Source organism: Stenotrophomonas sp. (assembly GCF_036662295.1).
Classification (GTDB): Bacteria; Pseudomonadota; Gammaproteobacteria; order Xanthomonadales; family Xanthomonadaceae; genus Stenotrophomonas.
Genome location: NZ_JAVWXA010000004.1, coordinates 68321 through 88411, shown reverse-complemented (window position 1 = coordinate 88411; position 20091 = coordinate 68321). Strand labels below are relative to the sequence as shown.

General features: G+C 58.5%; 18 protein-coding genes and 2 pseudogenes. 18 read left to right on the top strand and 2 right to left on the bottom strand.

The window, feature by feature from the left end:
- The 7 genes and pseudogenes from exbB to RSA25_RS01735 form a co-directional block, all read left to right on the top strand.
- A pseudogene (exbB, locus tag RSA25_RS01765) lies at positions 1 to 373 on the top strand (TonB-system energizer ExbB); the annotation flags it as partial.
- Positions 374 to 430: 57 nt separating this feature from the next.
- Complete coding sequence (locus RSA25_RS01760; RefSeq protein WP_012509603.1) at positions 431 to 856, top strand: biopolymer transporter ExbD; 426 nt, start codon at positions 431 to 433, stop codon at positions 854 to 856.
- A 3-nt stretch (positions 857 to 859) separates the two neighbouring features.
- Positions 860 to 1273, top strand: a complete 414-nt coding sequence (locus RSA25_RS01755; protein WP_332807198.1) for a biopolymer transporter ExbD — start codon at positions 860 to 862, stop codon at positions 1271 to 1273.
- Positions 1274 to 1656: 383 nt separating this feature from the next.
- Complete coding sequence (cls, locus tag RSA25_RS01750) at positions 1657 to 3117, top strand: cardiolipin synthase (protein WP_332807197.1); 1461 nt, start codon at positions 1657 to 1659, stop codon at positions 3115 to 3117.
- A 64-nt stretch (positions 3118 to 3181) separates the two neighbouring features.
- A complete protein-coding gene (locus RSA25_RS01745) occupies positions 3182 to 3439 on the top strand; it encodes a hypothetical protein (protein ID WP_332807196.1) in 258 nt (85 codons plus the stop codon).
- Positions 3440 to 3443: 4 nt separating this feature from the next.
- On the top strand, positions 3444 to 4187 hold the full coding sequence (locus RSA25_RS01740; RefSeq protein WP_332807195.1) for a pyridoxine 5'-phosphate synthase: 744 nt from the start codon (positions 3444 to 3446) through the stop codon (positions 4185 to 4187).
- A 319-nt stretch (positions 4188 to 4506) separates the two neighbouring features.
- Positions 4507 to 4743 (top strand): annotated as a pseudogene (locus tag RSA25_RS01735) (radical SAM protein); the annotation flags it as partial.
- A gap of 155 nt (positions 4744 to 4898) precedes the next feature.
- Here RSA25_RS01735 and RSA25_RS01730 read toward each other — a convergent pair.
- A complete protein-coding gene (locus RSA25_RS01730) occupies positions 4899 to 5123 on the bottom strand; it encodes a helix-turn-helix transcriptional regulator (RefSeq protein WP_049412847.1) in 225 nt (74 codons plus the stop codon).
- An 80-nt stretch (positions 5124 to 5203) separates the two neighbouring features.
- Between RSA25_RS01730 and RSA25_RS01725 the strand changes: the two genes are divergently transcribed.
- The 7 genes from RSA25_RS01725 to RSA25_RS01695 all read left to right on the top strand — a co-directional run bounded on the left by RSA25_RS01725 (position 5204) and on the right by RSA25_RS01695 (position 14430).
- The gene (locus RSA25_RS01725) at positions 5204 to 5539 is read left to right on the top strand and encodes a hypothetical protein (RefSeq protein WP_049402921.1); all 336 of its coding nucleotides are present in this window, start codon (positions 5204 to 5206) and stop codon (positions 5537 to 5539) included.
- 151 nt (positions 5540 to 5690) lie between these two features.
- Entirely contained in the window at positions 5691 to 6782 is a 1092-nt protein-coding gene (locus RSA25_RS01720) for a PA0069 family radical SAM protein (protein WP_332807194.1), read from the top strand.
- Between the two features lie 412 nt (positions 6783 to 7194).
- Entirely contained in the window at positions 7195 to 7869 is a 675-nt protein-coding gene (locus RSA25_RS01715) for a hypothetical protein (RefSeq protein ID WP_285314741.1), read from the top strand.
- A 118-nt stretch (positions 7870 to 7987) separates the two neighbouring features.
- Positions 7988 to 8464, top strand: a complete 477-nt coding sequence (locus RSA25_RS01710; RefSeq protein WP_332807193.1) for an NIF family HAD-type phosphatase — start codon at positions 7988 to 7990, stop codon at positions 8462 to 8464.
- Between the two features lie 622 nt (positions 8465 to 9086).
- Complete coding sequence (locus RSA25_RS01705; RefSeq protein ID WP_332807192.1) at positions 9087 to 10397, top strand: tyrosine-type recombinase/integrase; 1311 nt, start codon at positions 9087 to 9089, stop codon at positions 10395 to 10397.
- Positions 10398 to 10476: 79 nt separating this feature from the next.
- Complete coding sequence (locus RSA25_RS01700) at positions 10477 to 12318, top strand: hypothetical protein (RefSeq protein WP_332807191.1); 1842 nt, start codon at positions 10477 to 10479, stop codon at positions 12316 to 12318.
- 105 nt (positions 12319 to 12423) lie between these two features.
- On the top strand, positions 12424 to 14430 hold the full coding sequence (locus RSA25_RS01695; RefSeq protein WP_332807190.1) for an integrase: 2007 nt from the start codon (positions 12424 to 12426) through the stop codon (positions 14428 to 14430).
- Here RSA25_RS01695 and RSA25_RS01690 read toward each other — a convergent pair.
- On the bottom strand, positions 14393 to 14818 hold the full coding sequence (locus tag RSA25_RS01690; RefSeq protein ID WP_152904888.1) for a hypothetical protein: 426 nt from the start codon (positions 14816 to 14818) through the stop codon (positions 14393 to 14395). The genes RSA25_RS01695 and RSA25_RS01690 overlap by 38 nt on opposite strands.
- A gap of 986 nt (positions 14819 to 15804) precedes the next feature.
- Between RSA25_RS01690 and RSA25_RS01680 the strand changes: the two genes are divergently transcribed.
- From RSA25_RS01680 to RSA25_RS01665, 4 genes are all read left to right on the top strand, one after another.
- Positions 15805 to 16002 carry a hypothetical protein gene (locus RSA25_RS01680; RefSeq protein ID WP_332807188.1) on the top strand — a complete coding sequence of 66 codons (198 nt, stop codon included), beginning with the start codon at positions 15805 to 15807 and terminating at the stop codon, positions 16000 to 16002.
- A gap of 420 nt (positions 16003 to 16422) precedes the next feature.
- The gene (locus RSA25_RS01675) at positions 16423 to 17124 is read left to right on the top strand and encodes a hypothetical protein (protein ID WP_332807187.1); all 702 of its coding nucleotides are present in this window, start codon (positions 16423 to 16425) and stop codon (positions 17122 to 17124) included.
- A 416-nt stretch (positions 17125 to 17540) separates the two neighbouring features.
- On the top strand, positions 17541 to 18488 hold the full coding sequence (locus tag RSA25_RS01670) for a hypothetical protein (protein WP_332807186.1): 948 nt from the start codon (positions 17541 to 17543) through the stop codon (positions 18486 to 18488).
- 233 nt (positions 18489 to 18721) lie between these two features.
- A complete protein-coding gene (locus RSA25_RS01665) occupies positions 18722 to 19897 on the top strand; it encodes a hypothetical protein (protein ID WP_332807185.1) in 1176 nt (391 codons plus the stop codon).
- Positions 19898 to 20091: the final 194 nt, after the last annotated feature.

The following is a 20091-nucleotide window of genomic DNA, read 5'->3' as shown; positions in this document are numbered from 1 at the left end:
CCTGAGCCGTTCGGAGTTCGTCGATCGCGCCCTGCGTCAGGCCGTGACCCGCGAAAGCAACAACCTGCAGTCGGGCATGACCCTGCTGGCCACCGTCGGCGCGACCGCTCCGTTCGTGGGTCTGCTGGGTACCGTGTGGGGCATCTACGGCGCGCTGATCAAGATCGGTGCCACCGGTTCCGCCTCGATCGACGCCGTTGCCGGCCCGGTGGGTGAAGCACTGATCATGACCGCCATCGGTCTGTTCGTGGCTATCCCGGCCGTGTTCGCCTTCAACTTCTTCAGCAAGATCAACAGCGCCACGATCAGCAAGTTCGATACGTTCGCTCACGACCTGCACGACTTCTTCGCCACCGGTTCGCGCGTTCGCTAATTGCGACGCGCTTCACCTGGCGAGAACGTAGTCAACACGATCTAGACGGAGCCCGTTATGGCTTTCAGTAGTGGTAACAGCGGCGGCCCCATGGCCGACATCAACGTGACGCCCCTCGTGGACGTGATGCTGGTGCTGCTGATCATCTTCATCATCACGGCGCCGCTGATGTCCCACAAGGTCAAGGTGGATCTGCCGGAGGCCAACCTGGTCCAGAAGCCGGACGACACCAACGACCGTAAGGGCCCCATCACCCTGGCAGTCAAGGAAGACGGCTCGATCTACTGGAACGACGAGGAAATCAACAAGCAGACGCTCGAGTCGCGCTTGGCGACCGCCGCCCAGCAGACCCCGCAGCCGCCGTTGAACCTGCGTGGTGACCGCACCACCAAGATGCGCGTCATCAATGAGATGACGAAGATCGCGCAGGAACAGGGCATGCTCGACGTTGGCTTCGTTGCCACCAAAGAGAAGGGGCAATAAGCCATGGCATTCAGTAGTGGTGGTGGCAAAGGCCCCATGGCCGACATCAACGTCACGCCCCTCGTGGACGTGATGCTGGTGCTGTTGATCATCTTCATCGTCACCGCGCCGATCATGACGTACCCGATCGCCGTGGACCTGCCGCAGCGCGTGCTCAACCCACCGCCGCAGCTGGTCGAGCCGCCGCCGCCGATCGAACTCAAGATCGACGCCAGCAACCAGGTCTCGTGGAACAACAGCCCGGTCGCAACCGGCGAGCTGCAGCAGCGGATGGAGCAGGAGGTCCAGAAGGACCCGACCAACCAGCCGGAACTGCGCATCGACGCCAGCCCGGACTCCGAGTACGACGTGATGGCCAAGGTGTTGGCTGCCGCGAAGAATGCTCAGATGAAGAAGATCGGCTTCGTACAGCAGTAAATCGCAATACGCAGTCATGACGCGACTGGAAAGCGCCCCTGGAAACAGGGGCGCTTTTTTTATGTGCTTGGCGGGTTGGGGTGGGCAGATGCTTGCGAGTGCCGGCACGGCCACACCCCCTACAGTGGGCCGGTGGCCGGCAGGAGATGTACAGCCGCCGCACTCGCCGTTGGTCGGTGGTAGTTGGGGACACTGGGGGCTGTGGGATGCCGGCCAGCGGCCGGCACTACCTGTGTTCTCGATGCGTATTCGCGCCACGCGACCAGGCGCTGCACTCGCAAGGCGCTGCACCGCCTTGCCCCGCCGACGGTCGACATACCCTTGTTCGCTCATTCCGCAGCACCGCGCATGCGCCCGACGTCGGCGGCCCGTATCATCCGCCCATGCTCGCCACCTACCCTGCCCTCGCGGCCTGGCTCGACGCCGTCCCCCACCTGCGTCCGCTGCTGATCGCGGCCTATATTCTTTATCTGCTGTGGCTGACCGGCTGGATCATGCTGCAGAAGCGCGAGCCGGTGGCCACGCTCAGCTGGATCCTGTCGCTGGCGGCGTTGCCCTACCTCGGCCTCTTCATCTACTACCTGCTGGGCCCGCAGAAAGTGAAGCGGCAGCGCCTGCGTCGCGGCCGCGCGCGCTCGGGCATGGAGCACTACAGCAGCGTGTGCCCGCCCGACGCCGACTGCACCGAGCTGGCCAAGATCGCCCAGGCCACCACCGGCCTGGCGCCGAGCTCGGCCACCGAGGTGGAGTGGCTGGTCGATGGTGCCGCCACCTACCGGGCGCTGCTGGCCGCGGTCGCCACCGCGCAGGACCACCTGCATGTGGAGTACTACATCTTCAACCCCGACCATGCCGGCACCGCCCTGCGCGATGCCCTGGTCGAGCGCGCCCGCGCCGGCGTGCACGTGCGCCTGCTGCTGGATGCCGTTGGCTCGTCTGCGATCCGCAAGCGCTTCCTGCAGCCGTTGCTCGACGCCGGCGGCGAAGTGGCGTGGTTCCACCCACGGCAGCTGCTCAAGCCGTTCAAGCGCCCGTGGATGAACATGCGTACCCACCGCAAGCTGGTCGTCATCGACGGCCGCGTGGCGTTCACCGGCGGCATCAACATCACCGACGAAGAAGACGAACGCCGTCGCCCCGATGCCTACCGCGACCTGCACATGCGCCTGGCCGGGCACGTCGTGCGCAGTCTGCAGCTGGTGTTCGTGGAAGACTGGATCTACGCCACCGGCCAACCGCCCGAGCGCTTCGCCATCGCCCAGTTGTGGCCACAGGACATGCCCAGCCGCCAGGATGGCCGCATCGATGCGCAGGTGCTGGTGTCCGGGCCGGATTCGGCCTGGGAAACCATCCACCGCCTGCAGGTTGCCGCCATCCACGAGGCGCGCGAGCGCGTGTGGCTGGTCACGCCCTACTTCGTGCCCGGCGAAGCGGCCCGCATGGCGCTTACCTCGGCCGCTCTGGGCGGGCTGGACGTGCGCCTGCTGGTGCCCAAGATGAGCGACTCCTGGTTCGTCACCCAGGCCGCCCGCTCCTACTTCGACGAACTGCTGCTGGCCGGGGTCAAGATCTACGAGTACGGCCCGCGCATGCTGCACACCAAGGCGTTCATCGCCGACCACGAGGTATGCATCGTCGGCAGCGCCAACTTCGATCACCGCAGCTTCCGGCTCAACTTCGAATTGTCGATGATGCTGGTCGACGCCGATCGCGTGGCCGCGCTGGAGGCGATCCTGGCCGCCGAGTTCGACGCGGCGGTGCAGGTCCGCAACGACCGTCGACGCTCGCTATGGCTGCACCGGGTTCCGGAAGCATTTGCCCGGCTGGCCTCGCCGCTGCTGTGACGGCCCACGTGGAACCGCGCGGCCCGGCGGCGCTACACTTGCCGGCACGACGGGGAGAACGATGATGCATTGGCTGTTCCTGCTGCTGGCGCTGGGCTGCTTCGCCCTCGCCCTCAAGACGCCCCAATGGGGGCTGATGCTGCTCGCCCTGCTGGGCGCGCTGGTGTTCCTGCTGGCTTGGGTGCGTGGCCTGTACGTGGCCCGCTTCGGCAACCTGCAGCGCGACATCTCCAGCGTGATCGATCCGGCCGAACTGCGCCGCCTGCGCGAGCAGGGCCAGGCCCGCCGCCAGACCGCCGCCGACGACACCGACACCCCGTAGTGCCATGACCCAGCTCAGCGTCAACGTCAACAAGATCGCGGTCCTGCGCAACTCGCGCGGCGGGGCCGACCCGGACGTGGTGCAGGCCGCCACGGCCTGCCTGGATGCCGGCGCCCACGGCATCACCGTGCACCCGCGCCCGGATCGCCGCCACATCCATGCCGAAGACGTGCTGGCGCTGTCGGCGCTCACCACCGGGCGTGGGGTGGAGTTCAACATCGAGGGCAACCCGTTCGCGCCCCCGCGCGACGGCTACCCCGGGCTGCTGCCGCTGTGCGCGCAGACCCGCCCGGCCCAGGCCACCCTGGTGCCCGATGGCGACGGCCAGCTCACCTCCGACCACGGCTTCGATTTCGCCCGCGACGGCGAGCGCCTGCGCCCGCTGATCGCCGCACTCCACTCCTATGGCTGCCGGGTCAGCCTGTTCGTGGACGCGGGCAACCCGGATATCGCACACGCCGCGGCCATCGGTGCCGACCGTGTGGAGCTGTACACCGGCCCGTATGCGCAGGCACATGCAGACGGCGACGCGGCCGCCATGCTCGCGCTCTTTGCCGACGCGGCGCGGCGCGCCCAGGCGGCCGGCCTGGGCGTCAACGCCGGCCATGACCTGTCGCAGGACAACCTGCGCGACTTCCTGCAGGCCGTACCGGACGTGCTGGAAGTCTCCATCGGCCACGCGCTGATCAGCGAGGCGCTGTACGCCGGGCTCGACGCCACCGTGAAGGGCTACCTGGCGCAGCTGTAACCGGCGCCGGCCGGCGGCGCGGTCTGACGCGCCGCGCCGGGTCACCGTATTCGCGCCTTTGTCCTGTACGGACCCGATCGGACAGGGCCGGCCAGCCTGTGGACAAGTTTGGGGACGAAATGACCCGCATACGCCGGCAGGCCAGTCACCGCCTCGTTTTCGGCGTATATTGGGCCTGTGGTTAGTAATCCTGCTAACGACGCGCCCGCGGATCGGAGACCTGCGCCATGGCTGTTCCAGCCCTGCCCCGTTTGCCCGACTGCGCTGCGCTTACTTCCCCGTCTCAGGCGCTGAGATGGGGTGCCGATAGGCTCTGAGCATGGGTATTGCGATCAAAGGCCGTGGCGCCACCACGCATCTGGCAGGCCGTTTCGAGGTGACCGTCAGCGAAGCCGTGCACGACGGCTGGGATGTCGAGGAGGCCGAGGAATTCGCCGCGCCGCGGCTGCGCACCGAAGTGCGCGCCGAAACCGCGCGCAGCATCATCAGCCGCAACAAGTCGCCGGACGTGGGCTTCAGCCAGTCGGTCAATCCCTACCGCGGCTGTGAGCATGGTATCAATACCCCCTGATTGTTCACTGGACAAAGGGCTATAGATCAATGGTTTAGAGCAGTATCAGTAAACACACCGGCTCGGCAGGAGCGCGCGCAGCAACGGCCAGCTCGCCTCTCTCGGACGAGCTGGCCCTCGCCCATTAGCTGCGAAGAAAGTTAGAGACCTGCGGCGCGTAGCAAGGCTGACATCGACGTGCCCAGACCATCAGCCACGCGCTCCAAGGTAGCGAGAGTGACGTTCTTTTCGCCACGTTCGATCTTGCTGTAGTAGGCACGGTGCATTTCGATGTGGTCAGCAAAGACTTCCTGGCTGACACCCAGAGCAATACGATGCGCGCGGATCACATCTGCAAGCTTCGCTTGATTCGTATGCTCGACCATACGAAGCAGCTTGTGGTCCCAGTACTTTAAAGACTACGCCTCTAAAGGTAGTCTACTTATAAGTACCAATCGCCCGTCTCATGAACTTTTACCTCGTATGTCCGGACCTGGAGTTCACGCTTGAGCTTCCCTTCTCGCCCATGGGCAGTGAGCAAGTCGCAATGCAGGTGCGACGAATGCAGGAAGAGGAAGGTCAAGCCAGGGGTTTCGAACACCGCTTGGCAGAAGAGCTGTCGAAACTCATCCCGCAACTCACCGATTGGGACATCAAGCCGCCCACGGGTGCGCAGATGGCGTACGCGACTTCGCTCTGCGCTCAGCTGGGCATTCCCCTGCCTGCAGCAACACGTCGGTCGCGCGCATTGATGCAAACCTTCTTGGCCGAAGCCAAAGCGCTCCATGGCGAACGTAGCTGACAAGGGTCCTTACAAAAGCAGGCTGTGGATAAGCTTGGGTAGAACCCTCTCACCAAACGCCCGAATGGCCTACAGCTAACTGAATCCCACGGTGTTGCGGTGGTTGTGGTTAGCAATAATACTAACAGCCCGACCTTCCCAAGTTGCTGCCGTGGAACAGGATGCTCGAAAGGCCCAAGTTCCCCTCAAAGGTAGAGGGGCCGCATCGCGTGTCCCAAGCCGTTTCGACACCACTGAGACAGTAGGAGTCGACGATGGCTGGGAATCGGTCTACCACGAGATGGAGGACGCGCCGCGGTTGAGAACTCAGGTACAGGAAGAGCGAGCGCGCACAGTCATCAGCCGTAACTCATCCCCCGACGTAGGGTTTAGCGCGTCGGTCAACCCGTACCGCGGCTGCGAGCATGGGTGCGTCTACTGCTTTGCCCGCCCCTCCCATTCCTACTTGAGCCTCTCACCAGGCTTGGACTTCGAGACGCGCCTGTTTGCGAAGACAAATGCTCCGGAGCGGCTCAGAGCAGAAATTAGCAAGTCGAACTACAAGTGCGCACCGATTGCTCTCGGGATCAACACAGACGGCTATCAGCCGATTGAAAGGAACTACCAAATTACACGCCAATGCCTTGAGGTGCTTGCCGACGCAAAGCATCCGGTGAGCTTCGTCACCAAGAGTGCCTTGATCACCAAGGACATCGACCTGCTGGCGTCGATGGCCAAGGATCGGTTGGTTACGGTCTACTTTTCTGTCACCACGCTCGATAGGAAGCTATCGGCAAAGCTCGAACCACGAGCTGCTGCTCCCCACGCCCGGCTGCGAGCAATGAACCAACTGCACGAGGCGGGAGTGCCGGTAGGGGTTCTGATCGCGCCTGTCATCCCCATGATCACGGACCATGACCTAGAAGCTATACTTCAGGCAGCTCACGAACACGGTGCCCGGGCCGCTGGCTACGTGCTTCTCCGGCTACCTAACGAGATCAAAGATATCTGGAGAGAATGGCTCGAGCTGCACTACCCTGATCGGGCCGCGCACGTGCTTAGCTTGATGCGACAGATGCATGGCGGGAAGGAGTACGACGCCAGCTTCGGCACCAGAATGTCCGGAACCGGACCGGTGGCGGACTTGATCCGCAAGCGATTTGAAAAAAAGCATCGTGAGCTCGGTTTCACGAGGCTGCCAGCGCTCGCCACTCATCTGTTCCAACCTCCCCAGGAGAAGTCGCCACAAGGTCAACTTTTCTAACCAGAGGGAAAGCGTGGTAGCAGCAGTTACGAGCGAAGGATCCAGTCGGAGCGGTGCTTACAGGGACAAGGAGTAACAGGCTCCCGAGTGCTGATACCATCTCCCCGAAACTGAACTAGCCCCTCCTGCGTAGTAAGCTCAGATGGCTCTCTAAACGTATTTGGCTATCCCGCTTCCTCATGACAAGGACTAGCGTATGCCCAAGCAAGTGAGAGGTTTATCAGTCTACCGAAGCACGATTGAGCGATTGCCACAATTTCGTCTCCTTAGCAGCCCTCTCACAGAGGACCAAGCAGCGACGCTGGGATTTGACGGCGTTCCGCTAGCGGGTGCTTCCATTGTGCCAAGCGCCGAAGGGCCCGCGACGTTCTTCAATGCCCGGGGCAAAGAGATCGTCAGAAAGGACCTTCCGATGATCACCAAGTCTCGATCGATCAACAGGTCGTGGAAGGACTGGCACGGGCAAACCCACCACGGCACTCAGACAAGATCTTACGAAACCTATCCCCGGGAACACATTGCACCACCTGGTGAGTTCCTCACCGCCGTGGAGACAGACAGTGGTATCGCAATGGCTACCAGGATCATTGATCGGACTGAGCCAGAAGAGAGCATTGCAAATCTCCTCAACCTCTACCTGGAGTGCTTTCCACACTTTGAAATCGTTGACCCGAACCTTGCGGTGCCGGTCAGGATCGAGAAGGTCAACTGGCGCATTCTTCCTCCTGGGAAGTTCCCGTTCGATCGAGCGATGCAGGTACTGGATAACTATCTGGAGCAGCTTACCGAAAGCGATCGCGAAGCCGCTCGACAGCGCATCCGGACCATCACTCGTCACGAGCCAGACTTTATGGCAGTAGGATTAGGCGGTTTCAGTGAGTACATCGTCTTCGGGTTCACGCGAAAGAATCGGTACGTGTTCGAGAGCCCGGAGACAGGCAACGCCACCTACATCTTCAGGAATGAATGGGAAGAGGTGTCTCAGCTCACTAAGCGCCAGATCCTCCAAGAGCAGTTGCAGGAGGCCCGGATCATCCACACCTCTCGTTGGGCTATAGAAGTCTCAGAAGCAATCCAGAGGAAGTGAGTGGTCGCGGAATGCATCCAGGATGCGTAGACCGAACTAGCATGATTCGCTCTACGCAATAGGCAGCCACCTAACGACACGATTAATCTGAGTCAGAAGATCACAGCAGGAACTCCCTATGAAGCCAACCATCTTGGCGTTGGACCTCGAAGGCACGCTCATCTCGAACGCAGTCAGTCAGATCCCTCGCCCAGGCCTATATCTGTTCCTTGAGGATGTCCGATCTCAGTTCGAGGAACTCGTGCTGTTCACCACGGTTCCCGAAGCACTCGCCCGAAGCATTGCGGGACTGCTGGCTACGGAAGGCAGTGTACCGGCATGGTTTTCCGGACTTCGCTACATCCATTGGTCTGGAAAGACAAAGGATCTCTCCTATGTCTCCCCCCACTTGGGCGATGCCCTTCTGCTGGATGACCACGGCCCATACGTGCATGACAGGCAAGAGAGCCTATGGGTCGAGATACCGTTGTTTGCTGCTCCGTATTCGGCAGACGATGACGGATTGCAGATCGCAACTGCTCGCCTGACCGATCGCATCATGCAACTGGAGAGTGCATCCAACCCGGCCCGCAAGACCGAAGGTCAGCTTCAATGACAGCGTCGTCTCGATGGCGCTGCGCAAGAGCACGCATGCATGGTTCGTTCTCTCCCACAAATAGAACAGATATGGACCACCATGCGAAGAGGCCTCAAGTAGGTCTTCGATAGGGTTCGTCCTGGAGACGCCGAAGACGGCAATCGAAAGGCCGCACTCAGTGAAGGTGCTGCAGGCCTTCTACGGCACCCCTATCTGCGCCGGCAGAAATTAATGTGGAAGCGCCGCACGCACACGCCGTTCCAGCCGATACGATTCGCCGAAGGATGCGCAGCAGCAGGCGCGTCGTCTCCGATCTGCTCATGCCAACTCACTGCCAGCGCGCTTCGGTAGCCATAGACCGCGTGCTATCGACTGCCAGGGTCAGGCGGACCCCCCAAGCTGATAGTGAAAGAGAAAAACTCGAGTACGCGATGACCGAATCCGCTGGGCTTTTGCGCACTTCGCCCCTGCTAGAGTTTGGGCCGTCCTTCACATCAAGCGTACCAGTAGGCTCACGATCAGGCGTAAACCACTGAATCAATGAGAGTAAAAAACAGATCTGATTCTCATTCCATTTGTTAATGTACCGTAAGGCTCACGCGCCAAAAAATTTTTCGCGTACCTGATAGCTTTCGGCGCCATGGCCTACGACGTCGAAATCTGCACCGCGCATGCGATCACTTCACCAGCGACGGTGACAACGGGTGAGCAAGGCGTACCCTTGCCCGAGGGCTTTTGCTTTCTAGTCAGCAGGTCGGACGGATCACTCGTTCAGCCTGCTTTTGAGTTCTTTGCAGATTCTCATCTCACCATTGACCGGAATCCAAAGCTTGCATGCAGCAAGAATACGACGGCAGCAATAGCGGCTGACCTCACCGACTTCCATCACTTCTTGGACGCAAGGAAAAAGCGCGTCTCGGACGTAGACGAGCAGCTCCTCAAAGCCTACGCGGACACATTGACGGACCTGGACTCCGCGGTGACCCTCGAGAAATTTGCCGCCGCGACCATCCACCGAAGATGGTCGACCGTGACCAAGCTAGTCGCCTTCTGTGTGAAACGGGGCTATCTAAGAAAGCCGCCAGCGCTGCTGAGCCAGCAGACAAAGCGAGGAACTGTTCAAGTTCTCGATGTTGACGTGAATCTGCCTGGGCTGAACGACGCTGACGAGCTAATTACTGCGCTGCATCCCGAGACTGTCGTAGGCATTCTCGACGAGCTAGGCCCTAACCCCGTGGTCGAAAGAAACGGGGTCGTTGAACTTGCACTCGAGACCACGGCGCAGCGATTGATGGCTGAGCTGTGCTACCACGCCGGTCTGAGGCGGTCTGAAGTGTGCGATGTGCAAGCGCTCACCATCCTTAAAACGCGTACCGAAGGGCGCGATCCACTTACCGCAGTTGCCATCCCAGTTGTCGGGAAGGGCAACAAGAAGCGCAATGTTCCAGTACCAGTTTGGCTACTGGAGGCGCTGAAACGCTATGCCAAGGGTACTCGGCAGGTCCTTACTGACCTCCGACTTCGGTACCGCAAACTGGGGGATCATGGCGTCCTATTCGTCCTGGACGTAAACGACCGCAGGCACGCGGGTAATCCGATAACTCCCCAGACGTTCGATCGCCATTTCGCTCTCGCCAAAGACAGGTTGCTCAAGCGGCTATCCAAAGAGCTCGACCTCGCTCGCTATGAATCAACGCAGCGCGAGCGGATAACCATCCATGCACTTCGACACACATTCGCCTTGTACACGTACATGGAGAAGCGCGCAAACGGCGACATGGATGCGATCAAGTATGTTCAGTCAGTACTAGGACACAGTCTCAGGGAGACGACCGAGTCCATTTACCTGAGAAGCGCGAATGCCTTCGAGAGCGAAACCAGGGAGTCCATCAGGCTGCACATTGAAGGTCAATCGTTCATGCGACTTGGCGTAGCGGCCGGAAAAGCTTGAGTAGAGAGTTCCGCCGCTAACTCATGCGCATGACCTCGGATGTAACCGACCAACATCCTCAAAGCAGAATCAATATGGAGTGGAGCACAACGTGGCAGGAAAGAGGACCGCCCACCTGCGGCACACCTTAGGAGATGAGGACAAGGTAGGCGAAACAAAGAAATGGGATGTACGCGAGAGCACTGACCGCCTGGAAGCGGCGTTCAGACGCGCCGGAGACCAACGCGACAACATCGTCAACCTCAGCCGGTGGAGGAGCATAGGTGCAGCGGCACCAATCTTCGCCGAAGCCTTCTGCAGAGCCCACAAAAATAGCAGAGAGACAAGTAGATCCTCTTCAGCAAATAACATGGTGAGTGGCCTGGTGCAGTACCTAGGCGCAACAAGAGTGGAGATAAACGGCCCAGATGACGTTCCGATGGACTTGGGCGAATCGTTTCTAACCTATCTGAAAGGAAGGGATGCCACGCACCCGATCACGCTCGCGGTGCAGACGCAGCGTCACTACTACGGGACCTTCAAGAAGGTCGTGCTTGCGCTGCACGAAATGGATCCACGCTGGCAGGTGATCCGTATTCCCACAAAGCCGTTCGCAGGCCTGCCACGTAAGAGCAATCCGAAAGAGCTTGACCGTGCGGCTTGGGCCAACGTCATGAAGGCCGCTGTTGAAGAATGCATCTCGACAATGGACGAAGTATGGCCGCTTCTGGACAGGGTAAACAGTGCCATTGCTCAGAAGAGTAAGGGCGACGCTGTATCGCTAAGCGACCCGGCGGAGGCGATCGCGCAGATCCTGGCAAACTTTGACGGTCACTTTCCTCGCCAAGCGGAGGTTCGCAAGCTCCCAGGCGTAGGAAAGATCAGTGAAAGTGAGTACTTCCGTCTGAGGAGACTTGCGCACCCCATCGGTGGTGATCTGATCCCATTCTTTCTAGTACTGGCCATGCACTCGGGGTTCAACGAGCAGCCACTTAGAACACTCACTCTGGATGGCATATCCGAGCACTACCCGCTTGGACGGAAACGAACGGTGATCAAGTCATCCAAGCACAGGGCTGGGGAGAGCGATCAGGGGTCACCACAGCGAGCGGCCTTCCCCGCCAGCGATCACCCGCTAGCGCCGGAAAGATTGATACGCTTCGTCATAGCTTGGACCAGACGAATCAGAGACTACGCTGTTGGCAAGCTTGCCAATGACTTTTTCCTGCACGCAGTATCCGAAGGTGGGCGGCACAAGCGCCGAGGAATGCTCATTGATTCCTACTCATGCAGAACCGACGATGTAAACACGCGCGTGACCGGTTACATCACGCTGTTCTGCAAACGAAGGGGGCTCAAGTACTCCGGCTCCCGCGCAAATAGGCTTGCGTTCTCTGAAATGGTTGATGGACTGACCGATGGCGACGCCTTCGAGCTCAGAGCAATGCTGGGCCATCGGCTGCTGTCAACTGGTCAAGACAGCTATCAGACAACCACGATGCAGCGTCGGCAAAAGGAACAGATGGCAGGAGCCATGGCGGCCCAAGAGCGCTGGGTGACTTCAAATGGAAGTATTGATACGCGCTCAACCCGGAGTGACCGTGAGCATACGGCAGCCACGCAGGGCTTCTGCTGCGCAGATCCATTCCAAAGTCCGCAACCGGGTCAGCGCCAGGGCAAACTCTGCACCAGCTATGGTGCTTGCCCTGCGTGCCCGCTCGCAGCGGCTGACTCAAATGAAGCCTACGCGCTCGCCCGCTTTCTTCAACTGCAGGAGCTATACGAAGAAGCTAGGGCAGAGCTTGGGAGCGAGATATGGCGGCGAAAGTTCGAGAACGCTTACCTCGCGCTCCGCGACTCTTGGATTCCTGCTGTGAGCACAAATGCGAATCGACAACAAGCGGCGATGATCATGCTGACGTTGCTCCCCACACTTGAATAGTTCGGACCGCACCGTTAGTAGAGCGTCCATTCTAGAGGTAAGGCTATGCCTGCAGTAAGAAAGGTCAAATCAGCGCAGGCGGCAACCCTGCACCCTTCATTCCAGGTGGACTATGACAGTAATGTCTGGACGTTCGCTCAAACCACTGTCGGCCAACAGAGAGAGTTCGTCACCGTTGATTGGGCAATCCCAGTTGCGCGCGGAGAATTACTCACAGACTACAAACACAGAGGACTACTGGATGAACTGAAGTGCTACCTCAAGACCTCCATCGTCGATGAAGCGGTACGCATGACGGTTGGATCTATCCCTTCTACCTACATGGGCATGAGGGAGCTGGTGAAGTTCATGGGGGAGCGGGAAATCCGCACGCTTTTCGACATATCCACAGCTGTGAGTTGGGAGTATGTCGAAGGTCTCGAGGAGCAATACATCATGGCCGGAGGTGATGCCGGTCGAGACAGAGTGTGGACGCATGCCACTGCCTACAAGCTCATTCACCCACTTACACAGATCTACGAGCTCGCGGACAGTTTGCGCGCCAGAGGTGGGCAGGCACCCTGCGAAGCACCGTTTGATGGAAGAAAAACCTATGACGTTGTGACCGGGCCGCTTGGGCTCGCTCGAACGGGTGGATTGCTGCCTATCCCGGACGAGATCTCGGTGCCAATCCTCACCTACGCATATGAATGGATCGAACACGGTTCGGAAGATGTGATCAGACTTCAGGCTGAGATCATCCCGATGCTCATCGACGCAAGGAGCGCCAAGGGACCAAGACGAATCATATGTCTTCGTGAGATCAAACGGCACATCGAGGAGTTCCAGATGAGCCCGATCCCAGGAACACTAACGCCTTGGCATGAGCCCCTGCTCGCAACGGATCGGATTGATGACGCTGGGGACGAGCGCGAAATTAGCGGAACTCAGGCCCTCAGACGCTTAATTCTGATGACTCAAAGCGCATGTAGCACGTTGCTGCAGGCATGCACTGGGATTCGAGCTCATGAGCTGATAGGCCTATCCTTGGACCACGATCCGACGCTACAGCACGGCGTGATCAGATCAGTGATTTCTCTAGACGGACTGATGGAGGTCTTCTCCATCTGCGGCATTTCAGCCAAAAGGGAAGCGACTCGCCATGAGTGGACAGCCGGGCTGCGTCCATTGGGTACAAAGCACCTGCCGATCGTTCTGAAGTCCATCGAAGTGTTGGTTCGACTAATGGAGCCTTGGAGAGCTCTTTCTGGCAGCAGCACGCTGATGCTCAGCTTCTCCCACGCCAAATCCCTTCCATCCGGTGCTGATGGAATTGGCCGAATGACAGCCAACCGAAACTCTCTCCTGCAGCGCGAGTTCGCCGTTGAGGCCCTCACTAAGAAGCGTGGAATTGAGATGACGCAAGCTATCTACGAGGTGAGATCCCTCCGCCCACAGCGATGGAGGATCACCTTTGCGCACTACGTCTTCCGATCCAAGCCGGAGCTTATGCCTGCACTTCGGACCCACTTCCGTCACATGAGCGAGCAGATCACGGATCAAGGGTACATCGGCAACGACGCAGCGCTGCTCGAGAATCTAGAAGGAGAGAGAGTCATGGAGACCTCCAGGTTCCTCGTTCAAATCACTCTTGGCAAGCCGATCGGGGGTGGACCGGCACAGCGGCTTCTCATGCAGCATGCCGAATCAATGGCCAAGGCACTGTCAGTGATGGACGGAGAAACACTGATTGATAAGGCCGTAGCATACGTGAAGCTCACCGACCTGCGGATATGGACAGGGACGTACGCGAGTTGTCTGATCGATATGGTGCCTGATCGCTCCAGTTGCAATCCAGACGCAAGCCTGCTCACCGTCCGTGCCTCGCCAGACTTCGGCGTACGATCGCCCGGCCTGTGTGCGGGGTGCAAGTGCTGCATCATCCTCCCAGAGCATCGGGACTTCTGGGAGGATCGACTTCTGAAGAATCAGGCCATTGTCCAAGCAGATCGGATCAACTCTAAAGACCAGCGATCAAAGATTGCCATGAGTCGTATCGTTCAGAGTCGAGCAGTTCTGAAGATGATATCCAAGGCTACCGGGGACGCCTCCGATCGTTCCGGCGGAAGTTGACGACATTGGCCGCTTCATCCCTGTTGGCACTTCTTTTCTGAAGCCGGGACACTGCGAGTTGAAGGGAAGCGTTGTGGATATTTGTCTTGTACAAAAGAGCCTTCAACCTTGCATTCTCGGCTCTAAGCTTGGTCAGCTCTTCAGTCACTGAGCCGCGCTTCTCCTCCTCAGCTAGTTCTTGAATTTTGAGCCAGACATGCCCCAGTCGAGCGTGCCTTGATCCAAAGCTTCCTCTATTTACGCCCGCCTCCGCCGCGACCGAAGTTGGTGTGATGATCCGATGACCTGCGGCCATCTTCGCTTTCAGCAATTCATTCGTTGGGCGTCGCTTCACCAGACGGTCAAGAGCGGCCAACGCTTTGTCCTCTACTGAGTTGGGTCTGCTCATCCTGCTTTCCGATGATTCGTCGTAGCCAGTACGTAGCCTACGCCACATGCGCCGCCGAATCAGCTGGGTGGCGGCTGAGCCATCGAAGCCAAAGGTCCTTGAGGCCATCGCGCAGCAGGGTGTGGAGGTCATGGGCGAGTTTCCCCACCGGGACTCAAGTCGGTGCGTTCGCCGGTTCCTCCGGCGGAAACCCGCTGGCCATCTACATACTTAGCGATGGCAGTGCGGTCGTGGGCACGCGCGTGAGTGCCGACGGCAAGATACTGGACCAGAAAGCACTTGCGCGACTGGTGGCAAAGCCATGGCCGATAGCGCGGCGAAGCAGCTTGAAGCTGCGTCATGGATTCTGGATGGGTCCAAGAACGCGCCGAAGGTGGTCTACGTGTTCACGGACGCAAACTGCCCGTACCGCCATCATTTCTGGCAGGCGGCGCGCCCCTGGGTGGAGAGTGGCAAGGTCCAGTTGCGGCGCATCATGGTTGGTGTGATCCGTAAGGACACTGCCGGCAAGGCTGCTGCGATCATGACCGCTCCGGGTCCGTCGGCTGTGCTGAGGCAGAACGAGCTTGCGGCCCCGGGCCGTGGCACCGATCCCCTCAAAGCGATTCCCGCACGTATTCAGCGCGAATTGGAAAAAAGAACAGTTGCTGATGACGTCCCTTGGATTTCAGGGGACGCCGGGGATCGTAACGCGCGATCTGGAAGGCGGTCTGCGGAAGGTCAATGGAATGCCGCGAGGGGGAGCGATGTCAGAGGTTCTTGGGCCTCCATAGCTCGATCCACACATTATAGCTATAAGGCCAGTACGACTTGGGGCTGGCGGCCCTCCGTCAGCTCCCGACCAGTGAGTTGCGGGAGCAGTTTGCGTCTGAACGGGGCGCTCGCCTTCCTAGGTAGCAGGGTCGATCGTGTGCGCGACCGTAACAGATAAATTCGACTGTCACCGATACCTGTTACGGTTGAATATGAATGTTACGGTCGCTTATATGAACGACCTCGACGCCGCTGCCCGCTACCTCCAAGATCTACTACCCGACATGCTCGGTGAGCTCGAGTGTTGGCCCAGTTCCAGGGCGCACACCCTGCCTCACTTCCTCGCCAGTCTGTTCGGCTTGGCCGAGACTGATCTGCTGGGAAACCGGGTGCTGCTGGCGAACGTCATGATGCAAGGTGACGCACATTAATTGACGAGACTCACGGGTGGATGCTCCGGGCGGAGGGAGCTTCGTAAGTCGTTGATTGAAATTCACATACTGGTGCCAATAGCGACACCGCCGCCCAGGAATACCGGTCGTGTCCAAGATTTCCATCCATAGAGAATTGCCTACTTCCACTGCATGGAATCCGACTCCGCCAGTGGCCAGAAGCGCCTCGGAAGTGGTCCGAGGGCGATAGCGGGTGTCTGCCTCGCCTGATCGCCTAAGCATATTTTTACGAGCTTGCACCTTCTTGCACTGCTCGAAGACGGGCTACGGGCGGCGGACAGAACCAACTTCCATTCTGTGGCCCCACATCATTCATAGCACTTTCCATCTGGCTAGCACTTGGACTCTGGTCGCTTTAGTCTTACGCTGACCATGGATTGCCAAAGGATTGTCAAAGACATGCTCTACGCCTGGATTAATGAGCAGAAGCGCGCGCCAAGCCGGAAGGGCGAACGAACAACGTGCCTCGATTGCGGCGGCCTCCTCACCTCTGTCATGCCGGTGGAGAACGTCCCGCATTGGAGGCACAGGGCCGGCGACTGTGATTCCTGGAGCGAACCGGAGGGCCCTTGGCATCTGAGTTGGAAAGAGAAGTTCGAAGTCAACTGCCGTGAGATCGCGTTGCGAGATGGATCATCAGGAGAACTGCATCGCGCCGACGTTCTGGTGAATGGCGGCGAGCCTGATGCCACTGTCCTCGAACTGCAGCACTCTGCTATCAGCGAAGCCGAGCGAGACGCTCGAGAGGCATTCTATAAGCAAGATCACCGGATGCTCTGGCTTGTCCACATTCACAGTGAGAACAGTTTCCTTGGTCATAGCTTTGGCTTGTCGCTGGACTTCAAGTCTCGTCCTGTTGATATCGATGGAAGAAAGTTCGCAATCATGACCTGGATGGGGTCAAGTAAACAGTTCATAGAGAAGTGGAAACGTGCATCAGCACACGTGTTCTTCAATGCCGGCCCCTTCATTTTCTACCTTGCCGGCCCTAAAGTGCTAGCAAGACTGGAACGCCCGCTCAGTCGAGGAGAGTTTGCGCTGTGCCAGTTGAGCCACGATGATTTCGTACGGGCTGTCCATGGAAGGGACAATCCACCATGACGACCATACAAGACGCTGGGGGCTAAGCACGAAGTTGTACTAATTTCTGTTGTTCTTATCGGCTACGTGATGGACATCAGAGGGCATACCGATTCACGGTTGTTCTTATGCCTCGCCCAGGGCGCGCGCAGGATCGGGTTCCGGCGTCGCATACGAGACTGATGATTACATAAGATCGCCGCATTTACGTGTGCCGTGTCACATAGGCCTTTGGCTTTGTCGCGTTTTGCTTGTCGCACGCGTCCATAGAAAAGTAGGACGATATCTCGACGCGGAAGTTTTCAAAAATTCACGCCGTTGATATGAAAGCCAGCCATGGCTTCTTTTCAGGCGCCTCACGTTGTCGGCTCCACTAGAGTCAAAGGCACATCATGAAGTGGCTAAAGAAACTCACGAACGCATTCAGGAGGAACAGCATGACCCAGCCTAGCCCAGTAGGCGCAACACTTCGCACCAACGATCTCAGCTTTTTCTGGTTCCTCGTAGATGCGCCAATGGCGATGGACACGCTTCTGATCGAGCGATTTCATGATGCCGTAATCCGGCCGGAGAGCATCATAAAATCCGAATCTGAATCAACGGCAGACAAGTGGATCACCCAGCAACGCTTGGGCGCAGAGGGTAAGGGATCCGGGGAAGTTCCCTTTGTGGTAAAGCTGGCCTTGAAGGGAAAGTTTGAGCATCGCGAGACGCAAGAGGATGCAGCTTCTCTCTCTCGACAACTTGAGATCCCGCGAACCCCTGAGCGACTTCTGGAGGAGATTGTCGCCTTCTACCTTCTCAACTTCCCGGATAGGGTTCTTCGGGTCGATCCTGTGAGCACCAAGGTGTTCACCGCCGACTCGGAAACAGAACAAAAGTACGAGATATTGGACGAGACATGCGCCAGGCCAGGCCCCCGTCCGATCGTACTCATTGACGCACCAAAGCTCACGAAGATCATGCCAATCGCAGGTGAGTTCATGAACGGCAAGCTCGACGTCGTGTATGACTCACTCATCCTTGCGCTATCTACCGCAGATGCACCTCTTAGACGATTCGCTCGAGGAATGGACCGGGATAAGAAAGCGGAGCGGTGGAAGGAACTGGCGGACCGCTTTGACGCAAGTACAGCTATGCAGGTCCTTGAAGATGCCGCACGAAGGAACGACAACGCGCGTTTCGACTGGGTGGACTTCCGGATGGCCTGGGGAAGCGAGGGCTTCCCTTCTCCACTGCATCTGCACATGGTGCCCAATGGGCGCTATCCGACTGGCGTTTTCGGGCATGCCTTCATCAGAAGGGCCTTCAGCAACGGTGTACGAATTGTTGGCACCCTCAAAAGCGGCGGCGACATCAACGTTCTGGCCATCTATGAAAGGTGAGATTCTCCCAACCAGCTAACGCTGGCTCGAACTGCCGAGAGATCCAGCCACGAAAGATTGGTTGCCGGGCTGCTCGCGGCCGGCATCTGCTGTCGTGCGCGTCTCCGTGTGGACTGTGGACCCCCACGATCGAGCGCTAATAGACTCGACGGCTCGCATTGGACAGCGCTCCTGCGTGGCTGGTGCGTCTAATGCGCCTCCTGCACCCTGAACATCTGAATTGAAAGGCCCGAATGAGCACCTTCGATGCAAATCACAAGGCGATAATATCCGCCTTCATGTCCTTGAAGAGCAAAGCAACGCTCCTTGAAAAGGATCTGTTGATAGATAGTTACCACATTAATAGGAACAACCTTCCCTTCATTGAAGTTCAGAACTACTTCTCGCTTCTTAGAAGCGTATGCGATCTCCCGCTGTTCATGATGATCAACGAGGAGGTCTCCAGCGTGGGCGCGAGGCACCTGATCCCGAAACTGGTGGACGAGATGCGTGCTGACAAGTGCATCGCAACGCACGTTACCGTAGGCGGAGAGCTTGCCGAAATATCACAGGGGGACTTCCATGCGTCACTCTCGGACATCCGAGAACTGTTTGTTGGCCGAGTCAATCACATGGTCAGCAGCATGATGCTGGACTTCACGGTCTCAGCATTCTCCTGCTTTGAGTACTGGATCACCAAGTTGTATGACGGCTATCCTGAATTGGATACTGCGTATAGCGAGAGCCGTACCTCCAAGGCGTCCAAGCTAATCGAGCTTGCTGGCGCGGCAAGCTCGCCCGAGTGTCAAAGGAAGCTCGTCAACCAAGCTCTCAATATACGAGGATCCTTCGTACCATTTCCCGACAAACTCAACGCTCTTTACAAGATGGTCGACAAGAAGGCGTACGCACGAGACATCAATAAGGACAAGGAACTTGTCTCCTTTCTCGGTGCCAGACGTAACACCGTCCACAACGCAGGGATTCATAGGAACAAGAACCGCAACGTCTCGCATAATGGTGCCTCCTATCTGCTTGAACAGGGCAAGCCGTTCCATAGCGACAGCTATCCGCAGTCGATTGAGATGATCGGGGAGTTGACCGACATTTACGTAAATGTCGTAAGGTCCTTGAATCACCTGCCACAGAACTCTTTAGCCTCCGAGGTCGTAGAGCAAGAGGTGCTGGTTCACTTCGAGAAAACGATCCGCAGCGCTCTTGCCTGTCCTAGTCCAGCCCCGGTGGCCGAGATCCTTGGCGGCTTCTTTGGTATAGGAGAGCGTCAAGCGGCCAATATTGCCGATGCCGTGAACGCCATAAAAGCGGATCCTTCCTGGGACCCTGTCGAGTTCAACATCTATGAGATCCTGACGAGCGATCTGCAAAAGCCAAGGGGCCATTCGTCAGCTTCTGCCGCGGGTCTTGGGTGACCAGCAGTCAACGCAAGCGTTTCCCGGGTAGCTCGCGAGGCATGATTGAAGCTTCTGGGTGCCCCCATCCAGCGAACTGCTCAGGGTAGGCGCTGCGCTCCGCATAGTGAGGCCAGCATCCACAGAGAGCGCCTGCGCCGACCAGGCATAGGCGAGAGTGCATACGGGTCTTCTGCGCAAACTCCTATTTATCG